Source organism: Mucilaginibacter sediminis (assembly GCF_051903035.1).
GTDB lineage: Bacteria > Bacteroidota > Bacteroidia > Sphingobacteriales > Sphingobacteriaceae > Mucilaginibacter.
The window spans coordinates 5,788,396-5,813,912 of record NZ_CP170602.1 but is presented as its reverse complement, the minus strand read 5'-3'; the positions used below and the strand labels follow the sequence as shown (position 1 = coordinate 5,813,912).

Genomic DNA, 25,517 nt, shown 5'->3' with positions numbered 1-25,517 from the left:
GCTACCCAGCTCACAATAATCACGGCGATATTAAGCAATACACTTATTGAAACAAACATGCCATATAAGCTGGTTATCCCGATTAAATTTTCGATTCCAAAAGAAACCAAAGTGACCATTATACATAAAATTAACAAGGATGCCATGGAAGCAAATAGCAATCGGATACGGATATTTACTCCTTTATAAAAAAACCAGGAATAAGGTACCAGGCAAAATACAATAACAAAAATAGTTCCTAATACTTCCATTGTTTTTTAAATTCAAGTATAGCCAAAGTCTAAATTCATAACCTCGCCCCATCAACAGCCAATGCTGGCTCACTTTCATTTTTCAGCCGGTCAATAGCAGTAACCACATAAATATACGTTTTCCCTTTCTCTGCGGTAGTATCCAAATAGAATGTATTGCTGTTATATTGAATGCTTAATATGTTTTCGGCATTATCTAAGTTTAGTTTAGCAACTGTGCTAAAACGATAAACTACATAGCCATAAACCGGCTCATTATCCTTTGCTATCAATGGTGTTTGCCACATCAGTTTAACGGCATTGGCCTCTGGCTTCGCGATAAGCCCTACCGGCGCATTTGGCGCTATTGAATCGCGCCAGAGCATCACCGGCGGCAGGGCCGGATAATGGTAATAATTTGCCCGCAACGAATCTGTAAAACCCAGCGGATTATTCATTAATGAATTGGAACTAAAATATACGCTGCCCTGCACCCTCGCGTTTTTACGCAGGTATTTTATTTGGCCCGGCAGTTCGCCCGGCAACCTGAAACCGGGCAGTTTATTTTCGATAATACGGTATGGTGCCTGCCCAATGTACAAATGCCGGCCATAGGCATTGTTGCCCCACCAGTCAATCATCGTTTTAAACGGCACCAGTTTATCGTCAATTGGGCGGTAAAGCTGCGGGTTAATATAATCTACCCAGCCCTCCTGCACCCACTTGCGCGAATCGGCATACAGGGCAAAATAAGAGTCGCTGCCATGTGTATCAGAGCCATCGGCCAACTGGGTTTTGTTGGCCCAGATACTGAATGGGCTAATGCCAAACTTCATCCGTGGGTTATGCTGATGGATACTATCGTTCAGCATTTTTATCAAGGTGTTTACATTATCGCGCCGCCAATCGTCAATATTAGCAAAACCTTTGCCGTATTGCTGGTAAGCTTGCTGATCGTTTATTTGCTGGCCGGCTACATGGTAAGGGTAAAAATAATCGTCCATGTGAATGCCATCGATATCGTAATTGGTTATCATATCCAACACCACCTGCACTATATACTCCCTTACCTCGGGCAGGCCGGGGTTAAACAGCTTCATGCCGCCGTAAGTAAAAAACCATTCGGGTTTTATACGGGTAATATGCTGTGGGCTAAGCTGCGAATAGGCACTATCCTTAGTTGCCCTGTATGGATTTATCCAGGCGTGCAACTCCATTCCGCGTTTGTGTGCTTCGCTAACAGCAAATTCCAGTGGATCGTAAACGGGGTTAGGCGCCAGGCCCTGCTTCCCGGTAAGCCATTTGGACCAGGGCTCACGACTTTTGGCATAAAAAGCGTCAGCAGCAGGCCGAATCTGGAGCATAATAGCATTGATACCCGTTTTTTGATGGGCATCTAAAATGGTTATTAACTCCTGTCGCTGTTGGGCTGTAGTTTCATTGGGCGTAGCCGGCCAATCGATATTTTCGACGGTAGCTACCCAAACGCCACGGAACTCACGTTTAGGGTGGGCGGCAGAAGTACTATCAACGATTTGCTGTGCACTTGATTTAAGAAAAAGGAGAAGAAAGAGAGTTATAAAAGGCAGTTTGTGTTGCATCGTAATTTAAACCAATCCAGGATCGTGAAGTTTTGAAAACTAAGATTTATAAATTAAAATACATCCAAATGCTGCACCACGTTGTACCTTTTACATTGCTTTTTCGTCTATCTTCAAACCTTTTAACGATATCGAAACTGTTACCTTGCTGAGCTTATTCGCAGTCCCATAGGTAAATACAAACTGCGGATTTTTTTTTGACTTAGACCAACTGATAATTTTAGCGTTATAAACCGATGTAAGCTTGAATAAATGTTGTTCCGGTGCCAAATCAAATTCGGAAGTGGCGATGTAAATGGCTTCCATAGTTTCATCTGTTTCGGGGTTTTCGGCACTTTCATGGGGCCTGGCCACAACAAAAACATTAACAGCAAAGCTATTTGCTTCAATTGTATGATAACTCTCTATGTTATTCAAAACTTCCACAAGGCCTTCATTCGCAACCCTTTTGTAAGTAATTTTTTGCGCCAGCACAGGCAAAACCAAGGCACTCAGCAGTATTGTTAATAAAAAACTCTTCATCAGACTTACTGACCTATAATTACTTCCCGTTCAAAAAACCATTCTCTTCAAGCCAGCTTGTAGCCCAGTCAAACCATTTGCCTTTGTTTTTTGAGTTATTCATCCCAAAGCCATGGCCGCCTTCCTGGAAAATGTGCATCTCGGCTTTAACTTTATTTTTTAATAAGCCATCATAAAACATCAGGCTGTTTTGCACAGGCACTACATTATCATCTTCGGCATGTACCAAAAACGTGGGCGGGGTGTTGGTGGTAATTTGTTTTTCGTTGGAGTACAAATCAACTTGCGCCTGCGATGGTGTTTTACCTATCAAATTTTCGCGAGAGCCAACGTGGGCCTGTTCTCCAAAGCTAATCACCGGGTATATCAGCATCATAAAATCGGGGCGCAGGCTGATGTTGTCTTTATCATCAATCACAGGCTTATCAAAATGCGTTCCCTCGGTTGATGCCAGGTGACCGCCGGCCGAAAAACCGATGATGCCTATTTTTGCAGGATTAACGCCCCACTCCTTAGCATTTTTACGTACAGTATATATAGCCATCTGCGCATCCTGCAGCGGACCGATTGACCTATCAACCATAATATCATCACTTGGCAAACGGTATTTTAATAAAAAGGCGGTTACACCAATTTTATTAAACTCCCGGCATATGGCCATCCCCTCGTGCGCATTGGCTAAGCCAGAATACCCGCCGCCGGGGCAAACTACAACAGCAGCACCGTTGGCTTTCCCTTTTTCGGGTAGGTAGGTGGTTAGGGTTGGCACACTTACACCTGTTATCCAGTTATTGGCATCCGTTTTTTCTACATAGGCTGCCGGTGTTGGTTTTGAGTTGGGTATGCCTTTTGGATATAAGGGCATCGGTTTTTCCTGGCCGTAGGTTATAGTTGCTGCAATGGTCAAAACAAAGGCTGATAAAATGGTTTTCATAACTTGTTAGGTAGCTAAAAGGCTTGGGCAAATTACAAATTATGTATTGAACATCAGCAAAAAAAATAGCGATGGAATAAACCCATCGCTATCATATTGCTATTTTTTACGAACGCAAAAGCGATCTTGATACTTACTACTTGATACTTACTACTAACTCTTCGGCCCACCAAACTCCATCAGGTAAGCCTTTAAAAACTCGTTAAGTTCACCATCCAATACGGCGGCGGCGTTTGAGGTTTCATGATCGGTACGCAAATCTTTAACCAGCTTGTAAGGGTGCAAAACATAATTGCGGATCTGCGACCCCCATTCTATTTTCTTTTTGTTGCCCTCAATAGCATTACTTATTTCCATGCGCTTGCGCATTTCAATTTCATATAGCTGCGATTTCAGCAAGCGGATAGCATTATCCTTATTTTGCAACTGTGAGCGCGACTCCTGGTTTTTGATAATAATGCCCGATGGTTTGTGATATAAACGCACAGCGGTTTCTACCTTGTTCACGTTCTGTCCTCCGGCACCGCCCGAGCGAAAGGTTTCAAACTCGATATCGGCCGGGTTAATATCAATCTCTATGGTATCATCAACCAGCGGATAAACATAAACTGAAGCAAACGAAGTATGGCGCTTGGCATTGGCATCAAATGGCGATACGCGGACCAAACGGTGTACTCCGTTTTCGCCTTTAAGGTATCCGTAGGCAAAATCGCCCTCCAATTGCAGGGTTACGGTCTTTACTCCGGCCACATCGCCGGGCTGGTAATCCTGCTCGGTAACTTTGTAGCCGTTCTTTTCGCCCCACATAATGTACATACGCATGAGCATGCCGGCCCAGTCGCAGCTTTCGGTACCGCCTGCGCCTGCTGTTATTTGCAGTACGGCGTTAAACTGATCTTCCTCGGCCGAGAGCATGTTTTTAAATTCAAGCTCTTCTACGGCCTTTATAGCCATATTATACTGCTCAAGCATTTCGGCTTCGGTAGCATCACCGCCCTGGTAAAATTCAAACAGCACGCCGGTATCTTCAATTACTGCCAATACTTTTTGAAACTCGTCTGTCCAAACTTTTTTTACTTTGATGGATGCCAGTACCTTTTCGGCCTCTTTAGGGTGATCCCAAAAATGCGGGCCAATGGTTATTTCCTGTTCGGCTTTTAGTAGCTCTAATTTCTTGTCGATGTCAAAGATGCCTCCTCAGGGAAGCTGCTCTATCCCTTAAATCCTGAATCTGTTCTTTAGTCATGTGGCAAATATAGGTAATTAGATTATCGGCATAAATAAAAAAAGGCCTGCAAATTGTTTAGCAATCTGCAGACCCGTTTTTAAAAGGTAGATGAATATATTAAGCAACCATAGCGCGGTCAACCAGCAAACTTAAGTCGGCTCGGTTACCATTTAGCTTGGTAAGCATATTTTTAAGGCCAAATTCTTTAACCTGCTCGCTTTTTGAAGCTTTTACCAGCTCGGTCATCACAGCCGGAATCAATGCTTTTGACGCGATCATCGCCTGCTCGGGGTCGATATGATAAAAAGTATTGAGCCGGTTGGCAAACCTGCTAACCATACTGGATACCAATGATTGATTGTAAATACCCGACGAGCGAAAATACTTCACTAAATCTTTCAATTTACCGTTTTCCATTTGTCCTTTTAATACCTCGATGATAGCGCTCGATGCTTCAATCAGCACGCTTTCGTGGTGTTTTACAGGGATTGAGGGGTTGTTAATAACAGCCGTCCCGGCGTTATTTTTTACAAGCAAAAAAAGTTTTCCAAACATAAGCAGCAACAATTTTATACCGAAATTTACAAATTGATGATAAATCACTCATTTGATTACCAACAATACAAAGATATTAAATAATAATTTTAAATCTCCAAACAATTTGCAAATATTTTTTAAAAATTCGCAATTTAAAGGTGTAAACTAAACACTATGTGCGTAGTGTTAAAATAACACTGAGAATAGTAAGTTTGATAAATAATATCCATCTAACAATTAACTTGTTACTTTTGTCAAAAACACTTCAACTATGTTGCCAAATATCGATTTCACAACCACCCAGAGCTATAAATATTTAGCCGACCATTACATTGATATCGTATCAAAAAGCCTGAAAGAATTATTCGATGCTGATGATCAGCGATTTAATAAATTTTCTATCCAGTTTGAGGAGATCCTGCTGGATTATTCTAAAAACCGCATCGACGATGAAACTATAGCTTTATTAATACAATTGGCCAAAGAATGTTCTGTAAATAAGGCAATAGAAGCCATGTTTGCCGGCGAAACCATCAACGTAACCGAAGGACGTCCGGTACTGCACATTGCGCTGCGTAACCGTAGCAATACACCTATATATGTAGATGGCAAGGATGTAATGCCCGATGTTAACAAGGTGCTTGATCATATGAAGGAATTCAGCGAAGCCATTATATCCGGCACCTGGAAAGGCTATACCGGCAAACCTATTACCGATGTGGTAAACATTGGTATAGGTGGCTCTGATTTAGGCCCGGTAATGGTTACCGAAGCATTAAAAGCTTACAAAAACCACCTTAACCTGCATTTTGTAAGTAACGTTGATGGTACGCACATAGCCGAAACATTAAAAGCGGTTAACCCCGAAACTACTTTATTCCTGATAGCATCCAAAACTTTCACCACCCAGGAAACTATGGGTAATGCCCACAGCGCCCGCGACTGGTTTTTAGCTGCCGGTGCTACCGAGGCTGATGTAGCCAAACACTTCGCTGCCTTATCAACCAATGCTGCCGCCGTGGAAAAATTTGGTATCGATACAAAAAATATGTTTGAGTTTTGGGATTGGGTTGGTGGTCGTTACTCGCTATGGAGCGCCATTGGTTTGTCAATTGCCTTAAGCATCGGCTTTGATAATTTTGCCCAGTTGCTGGACGGCGCACACGCTACAGATAACCATTTCAAGAGCGCGCCGTTTGAAGAAAACATCCCGGTAACGCTTGCGCTTTTGGGCATCTGGTACAATAACTTCTTCGAAGCCGAAACCAATGCCATTTTACCGTACGACCAATATATGCATCGTTTTGCCGCCTATTTTCAACAGGGCGATATGGAAAGCAATGGCAAACATGTTGACCGTAACGGCAAACATGTGGAGTACTCAACCGGCCCAATCATCTGGGGCGAGCCCGGCACCAACGGCCAGCACGCTTTTTACCAATTGATTCACCAGGGTACCAAACTAATCCCTTGCGATTTTATAGCTCCGGCGCAATCGCACAACCCGCTTGGCGAGCACCATAACATGTTGCTATCAAACTTCTTCGCCCAAACAGAGGCATTAATGAACGGCAAAACAGAAGAAGTGGTTATTGAAGAATTAAAAGCCGCCGGCAAAACCGAAGCAGAAATTGCAGCTATAGCGCCATTCAAAGTATTTGAAGGCAACCGCCCAACAAATTCATTCCTGCTTAAAAAAATCACCCCGCACAGCCTGGGTTCACTGATTGCCATGTACGAGCACAAGATTTTCGTTCAAGGCATTATCTGGAACATTTACAGCTTTGACCAATGGGGCGTTGAGCTGGGCAAACAATTAGCCGGCAAAATTCTTCCTGAATTGAAGGATGATAGTGAAATAAGCAGCCACGATTCATCAACTAATGGGTTGATTAATTTGTATAAGGCGTGGCGTTGATTTTAGGCTAAAGCCAGATTTGCATGTGGGCGATCCGTTGGCTGAAGCCAACGGCAATGAATTTGGTTTACATAAACCCCAATTTGATTCAGTGCCATCTCATTTTTGGATCCATTGGTTGAAGCAAACGGCAATGAATTTGGTTTTGAATAAATCTTGATCAGATTCATTGCCGTCCCATTTATGGGACGGATTATAAAACAACGGGCTTTGGCTTTAGCCAAATTAAACTATACCTTAGAAGTAAGCTAAATTTTGATCAGTTTATAAAACCATCACGAATATGTCGTTCGTAAAAATTTGGATCCATTTAGTATTCTCAACCAAGAACCGCAGTCCTTGGCTTAAAAAGGAGTTTAGACACGATGTATACAAACACATCGCCGAAAACTGTAAAGAGAAAGAAATATTCTTGCAAGCTATTAATGGGTATACAGATCATGTACATTGCCTGATTTCATTAGGAAAAGATCAAAATATTGCCAAAATAACGCAACTTATAAAAGGCGAGTCTTCGTTTTGGATCAATAAGAATACCTTAGTTGATGAACAATTTAGCTGGCAGGATGATTATTTCGCTGTATCGGTTAGTGAATCACAGGTAGAAACAGTTATCAGCTATATAAAAAACCAAGAAATTCATCATTCAAAAAAATCGTTCGATGATGAGGTAAATGAGTTTATGACGAAATATGGATGGCAAATTATCAAAGGATAAATATTAATTGACAGAAAGCAATCAATATGACCAAACTGCATAATAGTTGGGTCTAAGACCAGTTTCACGCTTTGAGACCCGTCGGCTGAAGCCAACGGCAATGAATTTCGATTTTTAATTTTATCCGATATTTTCCCCTACTGCTTTTATCAAAAGAGGCTTTATTAATGGCAATGAATATATACTATTCAGGTTCTTTGCCGTCCCATAAATGGGACGGGGTACAAAACGCAAACTGGCTTCAACCAGAATCGAATTATTCTTATAAACTATTCCTTCACAAACTTTACCTGATACATTTTGGGCCATTTTTTTCCGGTAACAAAAACACGTTTGGTTGCAGCATCATAAGCTATGCCGTTAAGTACATTGTTACCCCAATCGCGGCCAGCGGGGCGTTCCGATTCGGGGTACAGGTTTTTCATGTCAATTTTTTGCTCAACAGCGCCTGTTTTCGGATTTATAACCAGGATATCGTCTGTTTGGTAAACATTGGCATATAGCTTTCCGTCGATGTATTCCAATTCGTTTACCGAATCTATTTGTTTTTTATCATCGCATACATTGATTGATCCCATTTCCTGGTAAGTATCCTTGTTCAGGAACCAGATTTTGTTGGTGCTATCGTCCATGTAAAGCTTTTTACCGTCAAAGCACATGCCCCAGCCTTCGGCTCCAACATTATTTGGAAAAGTATTAAGCAGCTTCAAGGAACTTTTATCGTACACAAAACCAACTTTTTCGCGGTAGGTAAGCTGAATCACCTTATTCCCAACAACTGACAGCCCTTCGCCAAAATACTGATCCCCTAATTTAGTGAGTTGTATGGCTTTTCCGGTTTCGAGATTGTTTTTACGAATAGTAGAATGACCAGCCTCACCGGTACTTTCATACATAATCCCATCTAAATACTCCAGTCCTTCGGTGTATGAACTGGTATCATGCGGATAAGTTTTCTCTACTTTATAAGTATAAGCCTCAGGTGCTTTTGCAGCCAGCAGCAATATATTGGTGCTTACATCCTGGCTTTTACCTGCCTGGTAAACTTTGGCGGTTATCAATTTTATACCCAGGGGGATGGTATCTGTTTTCACGCTGATGGCCGATGAATCTTTAGCTACGCCTAAACGGGTTTCTTCCATTAGGTACACTACCGAATCGGGTTTGGTATCGGCAGGCAGGCCCACTTTTACTTTTACTACATCGCCCGCTTTGTAAGTAGTGCCCGCTTCCGGGCTGATCGTATAATCGGCACCGTTATCGGCCGGTTTTTGTTTGCAACTGTTACAGCCCAAAGCCAAAAGTAAACCTGCTGCAAAAAATATCTTTAATGTGTTATTCATGTTTTTCATAATGTGCCCGACGGCCAAAACGCGTCTTCGATATGGTTTAGTATATAATTTTTATCCTTATCAAACAAAATAGCAATGATGTCAAACCGCACCTCGCCCTGGTGGTTCATGATGTAAATATATTCATCGGCGGCATCGGCCAGTAGCTTTTGCTTGCGCGCATCAACAAAATCTTCGGGCATGCCAAAGCCAGTGCCGGTGCGCGTTTTCACTTCGGTAAATATAATAACCTTGTCTTTATATGCAATCAGGTCAATTTCGGCTTTGCCGTGTGTCCAGTTCTCGTCCAGGATCTCATAACCGGCATTTTCCAGGTGTGTTTTGGCTAAAGCTTCGCCCGCGCGACCAAGATCAAGGTGTTGGGCCATTATTTGATAATTACTGACCCTAAAAAGTCGGAGATACTTTTTTCAACTTTTTTCATACGCATATACTGGTTAAGCAGTATTTCTTGGTCGGCTTCGGTTTGTGCATTTTTAAGTTCAATCCGCAGGTTATCCAGCATTCCCTCAACCTTATGCTTTTTAAGGTGAAAAATAGCCCCCAGGATGGTGGCCTTCATATTATGCTGCTCATCATGTATCATGATCTTGTGCATATCGTACCAGTTTTCGCTCAGAGTATATTTGGAGCTCAACAAATCAATACTGATATCAACAATGCCTTTATTTGCGTGATGAATAAAATAGGCATCCTCTGGCAGAATACCGTTTTCAACCTCTTTTTGATATAGTTCAACAAATAGCTTGCAGGTTTCATGCTCAAAGGTAACATCACCCAATTCGGCTATCATAAAGGGGCCAATGTAGGTATTGGCAATGCCATCCCAGTCAATCATTTTACTGCCGTATAATAACAGCAGGCGAATGACCTCCTTCTCCTGGAAATATTCTTTTTTAGGGGCGCTTGGCGCAAGATCAACCTCGTCAAAAAAATGAGGCTCATCAGGCGGCATCTCCGGCTGGTAGCGGTTATGATTTTGCTGTTGCTGGCCATCCTTTTTGGATTTGGCCTGCCGCATTTTATTAAGCTCGGATAGCAACGCGCGTTCATCAATCTGCAAAATGTAGCTACACTCTTTAATGAACACCGATGCCTTGATGGAATCGGGAATTTTGGCAATACTTTCTACAATCTCGCGGATAACACCAGCCTTTTTTATCGGGTCGTTGCCTGCATCTTTTAGCAGTGTATTAGCCTTAAAAAGGATAAAGTCCTTTTTGTTCTCCTCGATATATTTTTTAAACGCACTTGAGCCATTGGCCTGCACATACGAGTCGGGATCGTGCCCATCAAGAAAGGTAACTACCTTTACGTTAAGACCTTCCTCCAGGATCATATCCAACCCGCGGATGGCCGCTTTTATACCCGCTGCATCGCCATCATATAAAATGGTAATGTTTTTTGTAAACCGGCTTATGAGTTTGATCTGTTCAACGGTTAAAGATGTACCGGATGATGCCACCACGTTTTCGATGCCGGCCTGCACTACCGAAAGCACATCGGCATAGCCTTCAACCAGGTAGCAGTTATCTTCCTCGCGGATGGCCTTTTTAGCAAAGTACAAGCCGTAAAGTACATTCGATTTATGGTAGATCTCGCTCTCGGGCGAATTTACATACTTGGGTACGTTTTTATCTTTTTTTAAGGTACGGCCGCCAAACGCGATAACCCTGCCGGTAAAATTATGTATCGGGAACATTACCCGGCCGCGGTAACGGTCATACAACGTACCGTTATCCCGTTTAACAGACAAGCCGCTATCAACCAGGAATTGCTCTTTATAACCCTCCCTCAGGGCGCTGCCGGTAAATGCCTCCCATTGATCGGGCGAGTAGCCCAGCTCAAACTTCTTGATGATATCGTTACTAAAACCGCGCTCTTTAAAATAGCTTAGGCCGATACTTTTACCTTCATCGGTTTCAAGCAAACTTTCGTGAAAAAATTTGGCGGCATAACCCGATACAATCATCAGGCTTTCGCGGCGCAGGTCTTCTTCGCGGTTTTCGGGGGCTTCCACGGTTTCCTCAACCTCGATGCCGTACTTTTTTGCCAGCCATTTTAAGGCTTCGGGATAGCTGAATTTTTCCAGCTCCATTAAAAAAGTAACTGCCGAGCCACCTTTACCTGTAGAAAAATCTTTAAAAATGCCTTTTGCGGGCGATACCGTGAACGACGGTGTACGCTCATTGGCAAATGGCGAAAGGCCCACGTAATTGGCCCCGCGCTTTTTTAACTGCACAAATTCCCCTATCACCTCCACAATGTCGGTGGCTTCCATAATACGGTCGATGGTGGATTTTATGATCATGCGCTAAAATGCAAATGTAGGCAAAGATGCGCGTTGCCCTAAATCCGCAAACGTTAAATTACACTTTTATTTGATGGCGAGGGCTTTAAAATTCAAACGCCAACGCTAAGCAAACTTACCATCTAACAATTTAAGCAGTGATGATTTAACACCGCTTGCTTCATATTTATAGAAAACGATAAGTAGCAGGTAAGCAAAAATTGGGGCTACGAAAGGCAACCAATAACTAAAATTATCTTTAACTGTCCTTGAAATAAATATAAAAGCCACTTCCCAGCAAAAAAAAACACCAATCACCACGAAGATGATCATTGATGGAAAAATCTTCAAACTTATTTTACTTCCCTGCAAATCCGGCGCAATACCGCCTTTGGCTATGGGCACCATGGCCGCGCGTGGACTATGTAGCGGCTTAAACCTGAATTGAAGGTTAAATACATCACCTATAAATAATGGTTCCTTTTTGTTGTAAAACGCCCAGTTTTCATAATTAAAGTGGGAGGGCATTACAGCCTTTTGCAATATAGTTTCAACCTCGGCTGGCTGATGAGGAGTTAAAATGACAAGGTTTTCGAAGGGAAGAAAATTCATTAATTGAAGATAATAAATTATATCCTTAACCTAAACCATGTTTGCTTGCCTGCGCTTTAAAAATGTTACCGCAATACCGGCCAGCACAATTACGCTGCCGATAATCTCGTTCAGTTCCAGTTTTTCGCTCAGTAAAATAGCGGCAAGGATGGCGGCAAAAACAGTTTGGCTCAGCAAGGCGATAGATACCTTGGTCGATTCGAGGTAACGTAGTGAATAATTTATGGTAAGCCAGCCAACAAGCTGGCATATTACCCCCATACCTAAAAAACATAACCAAACCTTTAACGAAAAATGTAAAATACTGGTGCCCATAAAGTTGTTAACTACCAGTAAAAACACACTTGCCCCCATCATGCTGTAAAACATAAAGGTAAATACATCAATACCGCTCATGATGTTTTTTGATGTCATGATGTACGTAGCGTAAAACAGGCTGGCCAACACGGCAAGCAAAATACCCGCGTTAAGCTCCAGGTGTAAAATATGCTGATAGCCTACCAGCACCACCATGCCTGCTATGGCCACTACGGTACCTATCCAGAACAACTTGCCCGAACTTTTTTTAAATAACAGGAAACTGAACAACCCAACCCAAACCGGTGCCAGGTTAGCTATGAGGGTTGATACGGTAGCGCTTATTTTTAACAGTGATAAATTCCAAACGGCTACATCGGCAGCGAAAATTACGCCCGCGATGACGGCAATTACCAATTGCTTTTTTTTAACCCGGAGCTTGCCCTTGATGATGCAATAGGGCAGCAAACAAAGCCAGGCAAAAAAAACCCGGTAAAACGCGCAGCCAATTGGCGATACCCCTGCAAGCTTTACAAATATTGGCGAAAACGAGATGCATAAAATGCCAATAACCAGGCTCACTTTAGGGTTCATGACGGCAAACTTAAGCAATTAGGCTATGAATAAACAGCAGATAACTGTTTTCGGCACAGAATGTATCATATGGCAACTTTTGAGCGTATGCTATTCAAACCTCCTGCATCATGAAAAATACATCCTGTCTTTTGTTGTGTTAACAGCACTTTTAACTGACTGCGGCAAAAAAACTGCTGCGTTTTACCACAAACTACGTATATGGTGGCCGATAAAAACAATACCCAGTGGAGTGCCGACGCATCCGGCAGTAATATAAGCCAGGACACCATCGCTTTATTTGGCAGCAATTTTAGTACGCAGCTGGAAGAAGCCCTACCCTGCAATTTAAGGCATCGGCAACAGGAATTTATAGCCTGAAAGGCAGCCAGGCACTATACTATAACACCATAGGGCGCGATGTGATATCCAGCGAATATGGGTTAGACGATACTTATGCAAATACGGTTAATATAACAGCATATGACAAGGCAGGCAAAGTGGCAACAGGAACTTTCAACTTAAAATTCAAACACACATATCCCGCTGATAAACCCGCCTCGCTCCAGTTTTTAAATGGGAAATTTAAAGTGGCGCTACACTGATTAAATTTATAACTGCTTAAGCAAATACAGTTTTTCGGGCAAATTATTATTTAAACATCGGGACAAACAAAGGGGCAGAATTTTTATAAGATCAACATGGCTATCACCGGAAGGTGCAAATCAAATTGTCGTAATGGGCTTTGGGGGCTAAAACCCAAAAATCCTTCCTAAACAATTAAAAGTCAACAAACTGTAAACTCGGGTATTTAATTGCAATAATCATCTAAACAAAGTGAAAGCGATTTGGATTATGCTAAATATTTTAGGATTTTTGCACTCGCAAAAAGTTCATAGTTGATAGATCATGGTTCATGGTATAAATTTTGCCATCAACCTATTTAGCTTCCTAACAGCTATGATCCATGAACTATGAACCATGAACTAATTCAACGCATGAGCAAAGAAGCAGAAAAAGATCCATCAAAACATATTATTATAAAAGGGGCGCGTGTACACAACCTTAAAAATATGGATGTGGCCATCCCCAAAAACAAGCTGGTTGTTGTAACGGGTATGTCGGGTTCGGGCAAATCGTCGCTTGCTTTTGATACGTTATATGCCGAGGGCCAGCGGCGCTATGTAGAAAGCCTTTCGTCATATGCCCGCCAGTTCCTGGGCCGCATGAACAAGCCCGACGTTGATTATATAAAAGGTATAGCGCCCGCAATAGCTATTGAGCAAAAAGTAATCACATCAAACCCACGCTCAACTGTGGGCACCTCGACAGAAATTTATGATTACCTGAAACTGCTTTTCTCGCGCATTGGCAAAACCATTTCACCTATATCCGGCCTGCCGGTGAAAAAAGATTCGGTTACCGATGTGGTAAACTTTGTACTCGGCCTGCCCAACGAAAGCCAGGTAACCATATTGGCTCCCTTATATCCGCACAATAACCGCAGCCTGAAAGAAGAGTTGGCCGTGCTGATGCAAAAAGGTTTTGTACGCGTGGAATACCAGGGAAAGCTATCGAAAATAGAGGCATTGTTAGAGGACGCCAGTATTGTTGATGATGGGTCATGGCTGATAGAAGAGGTAAAAGGTGAAAGCTTAAAGGCGAAAGGCAAAAAGCAAAAGGTTGAAAGCGAAAAGCAAAATGAAACAGATCAACTCACCACTCACTACTCACCACTCACCACTTATAACGCTGTACGCATCGTTATCGACCGTATAAGCAAAAACGAAGAGGATGAAACGGTAAGTCGCCTGGGCGACTCTATCCAGACCGCCTTTTTTGAGGGTAAAGGCGATTGCTACGTGCGTTACCAGGAGACCGACACGGAGCACGAAACCGAGCGCTTTTTTTGCGATCGCTTTGAACTGGACGGCATTAAGTTTGAAGAGCCTACCCCCAACTTTTTCAGCTTTAATAACCCTTACGGCGCCTGCAAAAAGTGCGAGGGCTATGGCAAGGTAATTGGTATTGATGAAGATTTGGTTATCCCCGATAAAAGTAAATCGATATATGAAGGAGCTATTGCCCCGTGGCGCGGCGAAAAAATGCGCGAATGGAATGACAACCTGGTTAGGCATGCCCTGAAATTTGATTTCCCGATACATCGCCAATACAATCAGCTTACTCCCAAAGAGCAAAAATTACTGTGGACCGGTAATAAGTTTTTCCGTGGCCTTGACGAATTTTTCAAGGAGATGGAAGAGCAAACCTATAAAATCCAGTACCGTGTTTTGCTATCGCGATACAGGGGCAAAACCACCTGCCCCGAGTGTAAGGGCAGCCGTTTGCGCCAGGATGCATCGTATGTAAAAATTAATGAGCGCTCTATTACCGATGTGGTTTTGATGCCGCTTGATAAAGCGCTGGAGTTTTTCCAGGGCCTGGAACTGAACGAAACCGACGCCAAAATTGGTAAACGTTTATTAATGGAAATAACCAATCGTTTGGTTTTCCTGAATGATGTTGGCTTGGGCTATTTAACGCTAAATCGTTTATCTAACACGCTATCGGGTGGCGAATCGCAACGGATTAACCTTGCTACCTCATTGGGAAGCAGCCTGGTGGGCTCGATATATGTATTGGATGAACCAAGCATAGGCCTGCACCCGCGCGACACCCAGCGCTTAATTGGCGTATTAAAATCCCTGCGCGATGTGGGCAACACCGTTTTGGTGGTTGAGCACGAGGAAGAGATTATGAAGGCGGCCGACCATATTATTGATATTGGCCCCGAAGCCGGCACTCATGGAGGTGAATTGATTTTTACCGGAACTTATGACGAGATTATAAAAGACGATAACAGCTTAACCGGCCGCTATCTGAGCGGTAAGGACGAAATTGCTATACCAGCCACCCGCCGTAAATGGCACGATTTTATTGAGATAAAGGGCGGCCGCGAAAACAACCTGCAGCATGTAAATGCCAAATTCCCGTTGGGCGTACTTACGGTGGTTACCGGCGTGTCCGGATCTGGTAAAACCAGTTTGGTTAAACGCATACTGGCCCCTGCCCTGCAAAAAACGCTGGGCAATTACTCGGGCGAGCAAACCGGATCATACGATAGTATTGAAGGCGATTACGCCAAGATAGAACAGGTAGAAATGGTTGATCAAAATCCCATTGGCCGTTCATCACGTTCAAACCCGGTTACTTACGTAAAAGCCTGGGACGAGATCCGCAACCTGTACGCTGCACAACCAGCAGCCAAAGCAGCCGGCTTAAAACCATCCGCATTCTCGTTTAACGTAGAGGGTGGCCGTTGTGATGTTTGCCAGGGCGAGGGTGAAGTGAAGATAGAAATGCAGTTTATGGCCGACATTTTTCTCACCTGCGAAACCTGCGGAGGCAATCGCTTTAAACAGCACATCCTGGATATTACCTACAACGAAAAGAACGTAGCCGAAGTACTGCACATGACCATTGATGAGGCTTTGCAGTTTTTTGCCAAAGAGCCAAAGATCATTTCAAAAATAAAACCCCTGGTTGATGTTGGTTTAGGTTATGTACAACTGGGCCAATCATCAAATACGTTATCGGGCGGCGAAGCGCAGCGTATTAAGCTGGCATCGTTCCTGGTAAAAGGTAACAACACGCACAAAACGCTGTTCATTTTCGATGAACCCACTACCGGGCTGCATTTTGCCGACATTAAAAAGCTGCTGAAATCATTTGATGCCTTACTGGAGCATGGTAATACCATTATTGTTATTGAACATAACATGGACGTTATTAAATGCGCCGACTGGGTGATTGACATTGGCCCCGAAGGCGGCGACCGTGGCGGTAAAGTGGTATTTGAAGGCGTGCCTGAAAACCTTATCAAAGAAAAAAAATCGCACACCGGGCATTATTTAAAAGAGCGGTTTGTAAAGTAATACCGCCCTATCAAGCTATAACAACAAGGCGCTTGCAGCATAAACACTGTAAGGGCCTTTTTTTGTCCTTATTATCAATCCAGGTTAATTTGCTGTTGATATTTGTTATGCTAATGCTTATATTTACATAACACGGCCTAACATCTTATTTTTTCCTCTTCCAACAATATCTATCTGTAAAAGATACGATAACGGCCACAGGCTATTAACTTCTAAATCTTCAATTTATGTCGGGTACAAAACACCTTTATGACACCATTCGTCCTATGTTTGGCGGACACTTCTCTCAAAGCCAGATTGATGGCATCGAAACTATTTTAACGGCTATTGCTGCAGCTGGTATAACCGATAACCGCAAAACAGCGTACATGCTGGCTACTGTGTTTCATGAATGCGCCAAAAAAATGCAGCCAATAGCCGAATTTGGCAAGGGGGCAGGCCATGACTATGGTAAAAAATTAAAAATGGGGACCGGCCCCGGTCACCGGATACCCTATACCACTCCCGATAAATTATATTACGGCAGGGGCTATGTACAACTAACCTGGTATGAGAATTACGAGAGCATGGGCCACTTACTGCATGTTGACCTGCTCGGAAATCCAGAACTGGCCTTAGATCCAACTATAGCTGCAAACATTATGGTTAAAGGGATGGTTGGTGGCCTGTTTACGGGCAAGAGCCTTGGCAAATATTTCACAGCCGACTTAACCGACTGGGTAAACGCCCGCAAAATAATTAACGGCCTTGACCAGGCAGCAACTATTGCAGGATATGCTCAAACGTTTTATAAAGGGTTAACTGCCCCGGTGTAAATAACCAAAGGAATTTAGGCGGCGAAAGAGCCCAGTGAAATTCCGGCTTCCTTAATTTGGCCATGCCGGTTGATTATTAAGCTTGTTATAGCGTTAAATAATTGTTGGTTTTCCTCCCAAAAGGCAGTTTTAATTTTTAACACAATCGCTAATAAGTCGCCGGGGTAGTAATCGCCCTCGGCAAAAAGATCTTCTGTAAGTTCTTCGATGGCAAGCGGTACAAGATATGGCAAGCTAAACTCCTGCCCTATCATTAAACGCAAATCCCCGGTAGTAAATTCATTTAGCGGGAGCTTCAATAGCTCCTGGCAGCGCCGTACAAGTGTTGTTGGCGCCGCTGCCGGATCTTCAACGCCTATCTTTTCCAGGTTTTGCAGTGATTTGTAGCGCCAATTATTTTCCAGTTTCATAAAATATAATCAACATGTGTAAGCCATTAACTTAATCAACTACTCATCACCCAATCAACCACTCAACTAATTATTTGCCACCCGTTTTAACGTACATATAAATAATACCGCCAATAACGGTAATGGCCAATACAATAAGCCCGGTAACACCTTTCTTTTTATCCTGGCGCATTAGCCATACTAAAAATGCAACCAGCGGCAGCACAAATACCGCCCAGAATATTAATGATGGAATAGTCATAAATTATTGATTTATTGAATTAGTGAATTACTGATTTGAATTGCAAAGTAATTATTAGACATTCCCTTCAATTCAATAAATCAATAATTCAGTAATTCAAAATTAAAATATCATCCTTGCCATGGGTGCAATTTCCTGCCCCGAAAATTCACCTTTTAAATATTTATAGTAGCCGGCAATTGCAATCATTGCGGCGTTATCTGTACAATATTGCATAGCCGGAATAAAGCTTTCCCAGCCGTTTTTTTCGCAAAGCGCCTGTAGTCCCAACCTTAAACCTGTATTGGCCGATACACCGCCGGCCAAAGCCAATTGTTTAATACCGTACTGTTTTGCGGCTTTTTCAAATTTATTAAGCAGTATGGTTGCTGTCCGTTTTTCAACCGAGGCACAAATATCGGCCATGTTTTCGCTGATAAAATCGGGGTTCTTAGCCACGTTATCGCGAATAAAATACAATATCGACGTTTTTAACCCGCTAAAACTAAAATCAAAGCCCGGGATCTGCGGCTCGGGAAACTTGTAAGCATCCGCATTACCCTGCCGCGCGTATTTATCTATAAGCGGGCCGCCCGGATAAGGTAAGCCCAATATCTTACTGGTTTTATCCATTGCTTCACCTGCAGCATCATCCAGTGTTTGGCCAATAATTTCCATTTCAAAATAATCTTTTACCAAAACTATTTGCGTGTGCCCGCCCGATACGGTAAGGCATAAAAATGGAAACACGGGCTTATGATCGCCAATAAAGTGGGCCAGGATATGGGCCTGCATGTGATTAATTTCGACCAATGGCGCGTTTTGGGCAAGCGCAAATGCCTTGGCGAATGACACACCAACTAATAATGAGCCTAAAAGGCCCGGCCCGCGGGTAAAAGCTACCGCATCAATATCATTTTTGTTTACTTTTGCGTTCAATAGTGCTTGTTGAACGGCAGGAACAATATTTTGCTGATGCACCCTTGAGGCAAGCTCGGGGACAACGCCACCATATGCCTCGTGAATGCTTTGGTTAGCAATAACATTGCTCAGGATAACCCCATCAACGCAAACAGAGGCAGATGTGTCATCGCAAGAAGATTCAATTCCTAATATTACAGGCACTTGTTTTAATTATTGAATTAATGAATTAGTGAGTTAGTGAATTCCTGTTTAGCTGAATTTTCCGATCTCAATAAAAGATCATCAAACTAATCAATGCCTTAATTGTAATTGATGAGTTTTAAATCACTAATTCAATAATTCGCTAAATCACTAAATAAAAAGCAAAGTTATTAAAAAAGCACTCAAAATAGTATTCGGGCTGGTGTTGTTGATATTATTGACACTGAGCATACTTTTATTGGCTTTTCAATATAAACCCGTACAAACATGGGCCGCTAAAAAAGCGACCAAATATTTGTCGGACGAATTGCGTACTACCGTAAGCATAAAAAGCCTTTATATAAGGCCTTTTAGCACCGTAGTTATTGAAGGGTTATATGTACTGGATAAAAAGAAGGATACGCTGCTAAATACCCCAAAGCTGGCGGTAGATATTAATGGGTTCTCTATTTTTAACAGCATCAAACAACGGCTTATTACTTTCTCGGCCATTGAGCTTGATAACGGGTCTTTTTACCTGAAAAAACAAAAGGATAGTACCACCAACCTCGATTTTATTATCAACTATTTTAACTCGGGCGATACTGCAAAAACCACCAGCAAACCCTGGACGCTGAATTTTGATAAGATCACCATTAATAACTTCCATTTCCGGTACAAAAACCAGCTGATTGATACCGCAATGGCCCAGGTTAATTTTGACGATATTGACGTAAAACATTTTAGCACGGTGGTTTTAAATATGGATATCAAAAACCACCTGTTTAAGGGCAATGTGCAAAAGCTAACCCTTGCAGAAAAAAGCGGGTTTTACGTTAAAAATTTAACATCAAATATCACCATAGATACTAACCAGATACTGGCACAAAACCTTCATTTAAAAACCGGGCATTCTGATTTGAAAGATTATTTCAGGATGAAATTCAAATCGTTTAGCGATTTTGACGAGTTTAACACTAAGGTTTATATGGATGGCGATTTTAAATCGTCGCGGGTATCGTCGGCAGATATTGCCTACTTTACCAGCGGGCTCGAAAAAGTAACTTTCGACCTTGGTTTAGACGGTCGTGCCCACGGGACGGTTAGTAACATAAAATCAAAAGGAGTTACCATAACCGGCGGCCAGGCTACCTTTATAAAAGGCGACTTTAATTTAAGAGGTTTGCCCGATTGGGATAATACCTTCCTGGAGCTGCGCTTTGACCAGATAGCATCTAACAAAAAGGATATCGATTATCTTATCAGTCATTTTTCGGGCCAGTCCAACCTAAAAGTGCCTGATATTATCAACAAGTTTGGTAACGTCAATTTCACAGGCAGATTTAGCGGTTTGCAAAACGATTTTGTGGCCTACGGTATTTTCAAAACTAAGCTTGGCCGTTTTGATTCGGACATTAATTTAAAAATCGACAAAAAAGGAAACCCCAGTTACAGCGGCAAACTGGATGCCTTTAACTTTGACCTGGGCACCCTGCTTGATGAAAGCAGCCTGGGCCGCACCACGTTTACATCAAACATAAAGGGTAGCGGCGACGACCTTAAAACCTTGAGCGAAAAAGGCGATGCTAAAATTAAATACATCGATTTTAATAATTACTCCTATAATAACCTTACCATCAATGGCTCGTTTATAAAAAAACTTGCTAACGGGCATATCACCATTAACGATAAAAACATAAAGCTCGACCTGAAAGGAAAGGTAAACCTAAACGGCCAACTGCCCGCGTATGATTTGGCAGCCACCATTAAGGATGCCAAACTAAACGCCTTAAAACTGATAAAAGATACCATCACCCTTAGTACACAGCTAAAAACCACGTTCAGGGGTGATGACCTTAAAAATTTACAGGGCAATATTTTGCTATCGCCGATAAAGATTGTGGACCCACGTAATAATTACCAGGCCGATTCACTGTACCTTTCGGCCAGCGGCAGCGGTAATGCCAGGGAAATAGCCCTCAAATCTGACTTTGCCGATGCCAATATTAAAGGCAGTTTTGACCTTGCTACCCTCCCATCGTATTTTAAAACCATTGTTAAAAAGTACATTCCATCGTTGCAAACTACTATTGTACCGCCTAAACCAGAAGAGTTTGATTTTAACCTCAACCTAAAAAAACTCGATCCGCTGACATCGATATTTTTACCTCAATTAAAAATACCTGATCAGGGGAATTTTACGGGCCATTTTGACTCCAATAACAAAACAGCTACGCTATCGGGCTATATAAAAACGTTTAAAATTGGCAAAACGGTTTTTCATGATTTTATTATTGACGAGAGCACATCCGATAATTTGCTGGGACTTAACGTTTCGCTAAAAAGGGTTGACCTGACCGACAGCCTTTTTATCAAGGACATTAACATAACCAACTTTCTTAAAAACGATAGTTTAAACTTTAACGTTAAGCTATCCGATAAAAATGCTGTAAACCAGCTGGATCTTTACGGCCTGGTTGAATTTGGCAAAGACACTACAGCCAAATTAAAACTACTACCCTCAGACGTGATCCTGGAGCATGAAAAGTGGAAAATACAGGAGCAGGTACGCATCCGGCTACTTAATGGCAAAACACAGGTAACGGGGTTCGAGTTATCAAACGGAAGTCAAAAGGTCAGGATAAATGGCTTTATATCTGATAACCCTACTGATGTATTAAAACTCACGTTTGAGAAATTTAACATGCGTACGCTTAACCAGCTCACCAAAACATCGGGCATATTTTTAAAGGGCTACCTCAATGGCGATGTAAATATGACCGCCATTACCGCAGATCCAGGTGTTGATGCCAAGCTGACTATCGATTCGCTTACCATGAACAAAACGCTTATTGGTAATGTAAAACTGGTATCAACACTGGATAACGACCGCAAGCAGGCCGACATGAAATTAAACATTGTTAACCGCGGCCTTGAAACCATGAACCTATCGGGGATATACGCCTTCGGTAAAGACACTGAAGATAACCTGGACTTTGATGTAAAAATGAATCAAACCGAGGCCATCATTTTTGAGCCATTCATTAAAGACCTGGTGTCGGATGTTAAAGGAAATATTTCTACCAATTTGAAGCTCTCGGGCAGCCCGTCGAAACCAAAATTAAACGGTGATGTGACTTTGGTAAATACAGGAGTAACGGTTAATTATTTAAAAACAGCGTATACGGTTAATACCAGGGTAAACGTGGCTAACAGCATTATTAAGATAGATAACATGGTGCTTAAAGATAAGCGAGGCGGCACAGGAACTGCCAATGGCACTATAGATTTGAACAACCCATCTAACCCGGATATCGAGGTTGACCTTGTTGCCAAAAACCTGCTGGCATTGAATACCACATTTAAGAATAACCACGTATACTATGGCACAGCATACGGAACCGGGAATTTTAGTTTCAAAGGCCCGGTTGATAACATGAAGATTGATATAACCGCGCGTACCGAGGCCGGCACAATTTTCAATATCCCGCTTAACACCTCATCAACAGCAAGCGAATATGATTTTATAAAATTTGTAAGTCATAGCGATACCGCGAAGGTTGTTGCCAAAGAGCGTGCATTTAATGGCGTAACCCTTAATTTTGATTTAACCGCCGATGAAAAAACCGTTGTAAGAATAGCCACCGATTATGGTTTGCTGGAAGGCAGCGGCGTGGCCAATAACCTAAAGCTGAACATTAACAGCCTGGGCGATTTTGAAATGTATGGCGACTTTTTAATAACCACGGGCAAATTTGAATTTACGGCCAAAAACTTTATCAGTAAAAATTTTACAGTAAGCCAGGGCGGTACAATCAGGTGGACAGGCAACCCGGCAAACGCCGAAATAAACCTGAAAGCGTTATACGAGGTACGTACAGATCGTTCGCCGTTATATACGGCCGCGGGCTTGCAATCGCCGCAGGGCAACAAGCAGGTACTGGTGCAGGCCGAGCTGATACTAACCAAATCGTTATTATTACCTGTTATCGACTTTGACTTTAACTTCCCTACCGACCCTTCGGTAAAGGATGATGTGGCTACTTACCTGTCTGATAATAACAACCGCAGCCAGCAGGCGTTAAGCATCATTGTGCGCAGGCAGTTTTCGTCGGGCAGTAATAACAGTTTAACCAACCAGGTAATAAGTACAGCCGGCGATGCTGTTACCGAATTCGCTTTTAATAAACTAAATAACCTGATAGCGCAATCAAACATTAAAAACTTTGATTTAAACATCCGTTCGTTTAATGAAGCCAGCGCTTCGCTTCGCTTCTTTAATGACAGGCTTTCCTTCAACGGAAGTTTGTTTACCAACACGGCCTCAAACGATTTATTTAACAACAATAACACTACCCTTTTCAATCAAAGCTTTAACAATATTAACAAGGATTTTGAAGCCCTGTACCGCATCAGGAAAGATGGTAACTTAACTGCCAGGTACTCGTACCGGATATTAAACAGTACCACCTTAAACAATTTAAATAACCAGTTACTACCACAGTATGTAAACGGGTTGGGCTTAGTTTATCAACGGGATTTTGACACCTTCCGCGAGTTTATCCGCAACCTTTTCAGAAGCGGCAAACGCACCCAGGCCCCGGTAACACCATTACCGGTAACAAACCTCAATCCTATTGTTACCAAACCGGATGATGAGGATTAGCAGATTGATGTGCAGATGGAATATTGATGTGCAAATTTCAGATTTCAGATATGCAGATGAAGAAAATTTGAAAATTTGGTAATTTGAAGATTTGAAAATGAAAAAGACAGATTTTAATGCAAAAAAGCAGGCTGACATTAATCAACCTGCTTTTTATTATCTAATTTCTCTGCATCTGCACATCTGTAATCTAAAATCTGCACATCTGTAATCTGCACATCTAAAATCTTAATGATCGCGCATAATGGCATGGTCCATTTTGTCGCGTTTGGTACGCAGGTATAATTCGTTATGTGGGTTTGATGCTATTTCGATAGGTACATTTTCAACAACCTCCAGCCCGTAGCCAATAAGGCCTGCGCGTTTTTTAGGATTATTGGTCATCAGCCTCATTTTTGAAATTCCAAGGCTGCGTAATATCTGCGCCCCAACGCCATAATCGCGCTGATCCATTTTAAAGCCCAATTTAACATTTGCTTCAACGGTGTCATAACCGTTCTCTTGCAGGTGATAAGCCTTTAACTTATTGATAAGGCCTATACCACGACCCTCCTGGTTCATGTAAACAACAACCCCCTTGCCTTCTTTGCTTATCATCTCCATTGCTTTGTGCAACTGTGGGCCACAATCGCAGCGGCATGATCCAAAGATATCGCCGGTAACACATGAGCTGTGTACCCTGGTTAAAATAGGCTCACCGGGCTCCCAGGTGCCTTTTACCAGGGCAAGATGATTTTCGCCGGTATCCAGTTGGGTATAGGCAATCATTTCAAAATCGCCCCACTCGGTTGGCATTTTCACCGAAACCTCTTTTTTAACCAGTGTTTCGGCATTTAAACGGTATGCTATCAGGTCTTTTATAGATACAATCTTCAGGTTAAATTCTTTTGCCATAACCAGCAGATCGGGCAGGCGGGCCATGTCGCCATCCTCTTTCATGATCTCGCATATAACTCCGGCGGGTTCAAAACCAGCCAAAACAGCCAAATCGATAGCGGCTTCGGTGTGGCCCGACCGGCGCAAAACGCCTCCATCTTTGGCAATAAGCGGGAATATGTGGCCTGGCCTTCCTAAATCTTCGGGCTTAGTGGCAGGGTCAATTAATGCCAGTGTTGTTTTTGAACGGTCGGTAGCCGATATGCCGGTTGTACAACCGTGCCCTAATAAATCAACAGAGACCGTAAAATTAGTTTCGTGCGACGTAGTATTGTGACTCACCATCGGCTCCAGTTCAAGTTCGCGGGCTCTATCTACCGTAATAGGTGCGCAAACCAGGCCGCGGCCATGGCGTACCATAAAATTTATTGCCTCGGGGGTTGCATTGCGGGCAGCGGTTAAAAAATCACCTTCATTTTCCCTGTCCTCGTCATCAACCACAATGATCATTTTACCTGACCGTATATCTTCTATAGCTTCTTGTATTGTATTTAACATTATCTGTATATTACGTATGGCAAGCCTAAAAGGGTGCCATGATGTATTAAAGTTTAAACAAATTTAAACTATATTAAAATGATTCTGGTCGGTACTATGTAAAATGATTTTGGAGGCGGGG

At 42.5% G+C, this 25,517-nt stretch carries 20 protein-coding genes; 6 read left to right on the top strand and 14 right to left on the bottom strand.

Going from position 1 to position 25,517, the window contains the following annotated elements; genetic code table 11:
- Positions 1-286: 286 nt before the first annotated feature.
- From ACFGVS_RS24020 to ACFGVS_RS24000, 5 genes are all read right to left on the bottom strand, one after another.
- Positions 287-1,831, bottom strand: coding sequence for a glycoside hydrolase family 10 protein (locus ACFGVS_RS24020; protein WP_439695895.1), 1,545 nt, complete (start codon positions 1,829-1,831; stop codon positions 287-289).
- A gap of 90 nt (positions 1,832-1,921) precedes the next feature.
- The gene (locus tag ACFGVS_RS24015; protein ID WP_439695894.1) at positions 1,922-2,353 is read right to left on the bottom strand and encodes a hypothetical protein; all 432 of its coding nucleotides are present in this window, start codon (positions 2,351-2,353) and stop codon (positions 1,922-1,924) included.
- 19 nt (positions 2,354-2,372) lie between these two features.
- On the bottom strand, positions 2,373-3,287 hold the full coding sequence (locus tag ACFGVS_RS24010; RefSeq protein ID WP_439695893.1) for an alpha/beta hydrolase: 915 nt from the start codon (positions 3,285-3,287) through the stop codon (positions 2,373-2,375).
- A gap of 153 nt (positions 3,288-3,440) precedes the next feature.
- A protein-coding gene (gene prfB / locus ACFGVS_RS24005) for a peptide chain release factor 2 (protein ID WP_143065359.1) occupies positions 3,441-4,533 on the bottom strand; the annotation gives its coding sequence in 2 pieces (ribosomal slippage) (positions 3,441-4,472 and positions 4,474-4,533; 1,092 coding nt in all).
- Between the two features lie 99 nt (positions 4,534-4,632).
- The gene (locus ACFGVS_RS24000; protein ID WP_143065358.1) at positions 4,633-5,070 is read right to left on the bottom strand and encodes a hypothetical protein; all 438 of its coding nucleotides are present in this window, start codon (positions 5,068-5,070) and stop codon (positions 4,633-4,635) included.
- 253 nt (positions 5,071-5,323) lie between these two features.
- Between ACFGVS_RS24000 and pgi the strand changes: the two genes are divergently transcribed.
- Complete coding sequence (gene pgi / locus ACFGVS_RS23995; RefSeq protein WP_439695892.1) at positions 5,324-6,970, top strand: glucose-6-phosphate isomerase; 1,647 nt, start codon at positions 5,324-5,326, stop codon at positions 6,968-6,970.
- A gap of 283 nt (positions 6,971-7,253) precedes the next feature.
- Positions 7,254-7,688 carry an IS200/IS605 family transposase gene (gene tnpA / locus ACFGVS_RS23990; protein WP_439695891.1) on the top strand — a complete coding sequence of 145 codons (435 nt, stop codon included), beginning with the start codon at positions 7,254-7,256 and terminating at the stop codon, positions 7,686-7,688.
- A gap of 269 nt (positions 7,689-7,957) precedes the next feature.
- On the opposite strand, the gene ACFGVS_RS23985 is transcribed toward tnpA, so the two are convergent.
- The 5 genes from ACFGVS_RS23985 to ACFGVS_RS23965 form a co-directional block, all read right to left on the bottom strand.
- The gene (locus tag ACFGVS_RS23985) at positions 7,958-9,031 is read right to left on the bottom strand and encodes a glutaminyl-peptide cyclotransferase (RefSeq protein WP_439695890.1); all 1,074 of its coding nucleotides are present in this window, start codon (positions 9,029-9,031) and stop codon (positions 7,958-7,960) included.
- A gap of 5 nt (positions 9,032-9,036) precedes the next feature.
- Positions 9,037-9,408 (bottom strand): YraN family protein, encoded by a 372-nt coding sequence (locus ACFGVS_RS23980; protein ID WP_090641244.1) that lies wholly within the window; start codon positions 9,406-9,408, stop codon positions 9,037-9,039.
- A complete protein-coding gene (dnaG, locus tag ACFGVS_RS23975) occupies positions 9,408-11,351 on the bottom strand; it encodes a DNA primase (protein ID WP_439695889.1) in 1,944 nt (647 codons plus the stop codon). The genes ACFGVS_RS23980 and dnaG overlap by 1 nt, the downstream gene beginning before the upstream one ends.
- Positions 11,352-11,456: 105 nt before the next feature.
- Positions 11,457-11,942 carry a hypothetical protein gene (locus ACFGVS_RS23970; protein ID WP_439695888.1) on the bottom strand — a complete coding sequence of 162 codons (486 nt, stop codon included), beginning with the start codon at positions 11,940-11,942 and terminating at the stop codon, positions 11,457-11,459.
- A gap of 30 nt (positions 11,943-11,972) precedes the next feature.
- Positions 11,973-12,833: a DMT family transporter gene (locus ACFGVS_RS23965; RefSeq protein ID WP_439695887.1), complete on the bottom strand. Its 861-nt coding sequence runs from the start codon at positions 12,831-12,833 to the stop codon at positions 11,973-11,975.
- Positions 12,834-13,034: 201 nt separating this feature from the next.
- Here ACFGVS_RS23965 and ACFGVS_RS23960 point away from each other — a divergent pair, with 201 nt between their 5' ends.
- The 3 genes from ACFGVS_RS23960 (at position 13,035) to ACFGVS_RS23950 (ending at position 17,562) form a co-directional block, all read left to right on the top strand.
- The gene (locus ACFGVS_RS23960; RefSeq protein WP_439695886.1) at positions 13,035-13,193 is read left to right on the top strand and encodes a hypothetical protein; all 159 of its coding nucleotides are present in this window, start codon (positions 13,035-13,037) and stop codon (positions 13,191-13,193) included.
- A gap of 617 nt (positions 13,194-13,810) precedes the next feature.
- Entirely contained in the window at positions 13,811-16,747 is a 2,937-nt protein-coding gene (gene uvrA, locus ACFGVS_RS23955; protein WP_439695885.1) for an excinuclease ABC subunit UvrA, read from the top strand.
- A gap of 227 nt (positions 16,748-16,974) precedes the next feature.
- Positions 16,975-17,562: a glycoside hydrolase family 19 protein gene (locus ACFGVS_RS23950; protein WP_439695884.1), complete on the top strand. Its 588-nt coding sequence runs from the start codon at positions 16,975-16,977 to the stop codon at positions 17,560-17,562.
- A gap of 14 nt (positions 17,563-17,576) precedes the next feature.
- On the opposite strand, the gene ACFGVS_RS23945 is transcribed toward ACFGVS_RS23950, so the two are convergent.
- The 3 genes from ACFGVS_RS23945 to tsaD form a co-directional block, all read right to left on the bottom strand.
- Positions 17,577-17,972 (bottom strand): contact-dependent growth inhibition system immunity protein, encoded by a 396-nt coding sequence (locus ACFGVS_RS23945; RefSeq protein ID WP_439695883.1) that lies wholly within the window; start codon positions 17,970-17,972, stop codon positions 17,577-17,579.
- Between the two features lie 70 nt (positions 17,973-18,042).
- Positions 18,043-18,213 carry a hypothetical protein gene (locus tag ACFGVS_RS23940; RefSeq protein ID WP_274210229.1) on the bottom strand — a complete coding sequence of 57 codons (171 nt, stop codon included), beginning with the start codon at positions 18,211-18,213 and terminating at the stop codon, positions 18,043-18,045.
- A 102-nt stretch (positions 18,214-18,315) separates the two neighbouring features.
- Positions 18,316-19,317, bottom strand: coding sequence for a tRNA (adenosine(37)-N6)-threonylcarbamoyltransferase complex transferase subunit TsaD (tsaD, locus tag ACFGVS_RS23935; RefSeq protein ID WP_439695882.1), 1,002 nt, complete (start codon positions 19,315-19,317; stop codon positions 18,316-18,318).
- A gap of 295 nt (positions 19,318-19,612) precedes the next feature.
- Between tsaD and ACFGVS_RS23930 the strand changes: the two genes are divergently transcribed.
- The gene (locus ACFGVS_RS23930) at positions 19,613-23,962 is read left to right on the top strand and encodes a translocation/assembly module TamB domain-containing protein (protein ID WP_439695881.1); all 4,350 of its coding nucleotides are present in this window, start codon (positions 19,613-19,615) and stop codon (positions 23,960-23,962) included.
- A gap of 228 nt (positions 23,963-24,190) precedes the next feature.
- Here the strand turns inward: ACFGVS_RS23930 and ACFGVS_RS23925 are convergent, their stop codons facing one another.
- Positions 24,191-25,405 carry a bifunctional 3,4-dihydroxy-2-butanone-4-phosphate synthase/GTP cyclohydrolase II gene (locus ACFGVS_RS23925; protein WP_439699262.1) on the bottom strand — a complete coding sequence of 405 codons (1,215 nt, stop codon included), beginning with the start codon at positions 25,403-25,405 and terminating at the stop codon, positions 24,191-24,193.
- Between the last annotated feature and the right edge of the window lie 112 nt (positions 25,406-25,517).

Bases quoted from the DNA above. Each gene is read 5' to 3' on its own strand.
- ACFGVS_RS24000 (WP_143065358.1), bottom strand. From the start codon at position 5,070: ATGTTTGGAAAACTTTTTTTGCTTGTAAAAAATAACGCCGGGACGGCT.
- tnpA (WP_439695891.1), top strand. From the start codon at position 7,254: ATGTCGTTCGTAAAAATTTGGATCCATTTAGTATTCTCAACCAAGAAC.
- ACFGVS_RS23960 (WP_439695886.1), top strand. From the start codon at position 13,035: ATGGTGGCCGATAAAAACAATACCCAGTGGAGTGCCGACGCATCCGGC.
- dnaG (WP_439695889.1), bottom strand. From the start codon at position 11,351: ATGATCATAAAATCCACCATCGACCGTATTATGGAAGCCACCGACATT.
- ACFGVS_RS24015 (WP_439695894.1), bottom strand. From the start codon at position 2,353: ATGAAGAGTTTTTTATTAACAATACTGCTGAGTGCCTTGGTTTTGCCT.
- ACFGVS_RS23950 (WP_439695884.1), top strand. From the start codon at position 16,975: ATGTCGGGTACAAAACACCTTTATGACACCATTCGTCCTATGTTTGGC.
- uvrA (WP_439695885.1), top strand. From the start codon at position 13,811: ATGAGCAAAGAAGCAGAAAAAGATCCATCAAAACATATTATTATAAAA.
- ACFGVS_RS23970 (WP_439695888.1), bottom strand. From the start codon at position 11,942: ATGAATTTTCTTCCCTTCGAAAACCTTGTCATTTTAACTCCTCATCAG.
- ACFGVS_RS24010 (WP_439695893.1), bottom strand. From the start codon at position 3,287: ATGAAAACCATTTTATCAGCCTTTGTTTTGACCATTGCAGCAACTATA.
- ACFGVS_RS23980 (WP_090641244.1), bottom strand. From the start codon at position 9,408: ATGGCCCAACACCTTGATCTTGGTCGCGCGGGCGAAGCTTTAGCCAAA.
- ACFGVS_RS23940 (WP_274210229.1), bottom strand. From the start codon at position 18,213: ATGACTATTCCATCATTAATATTCTGGGCGGTATTTGTGCTGCCGCTG.
- ACFGVS_RS23945 (WP_439695883.1), bottom strand. From the start codon at position 17,972: ATGAAACTGGAAAATAATTGGCGCTACAAATCACTGCAAAACCTGGAA.
- ACFGVS_RS23965 (WP_439695887.1), bottom strand. From the start codon at position 12,833: ATGAACCCTAAAGTGAGCCTGGTTATTGGCATTTTATGCATCTCGTTT.
- ACFGVS_RS23985 (WP_439695890.1), bottom strand. From the start codon at position 9,031: ATGAATAACACATTAAAGATATTTTTTGCAGCAGGTTTACTTTTGGCT.
- ACFGVS_RS24020 (WP_439695895.1), bottom strand. From the start codon at position 1,831: ATGCAACACAAACTGCCTTTTATAACTCTCTTTCTTCTCCTTTTTCTT.
- pgi (WP_439695892.1), top strand. From the start codon at position 5,324: ATGTTGCCAAATATCGATTTCACAACCACCCAGAGCTATAAATATTTA.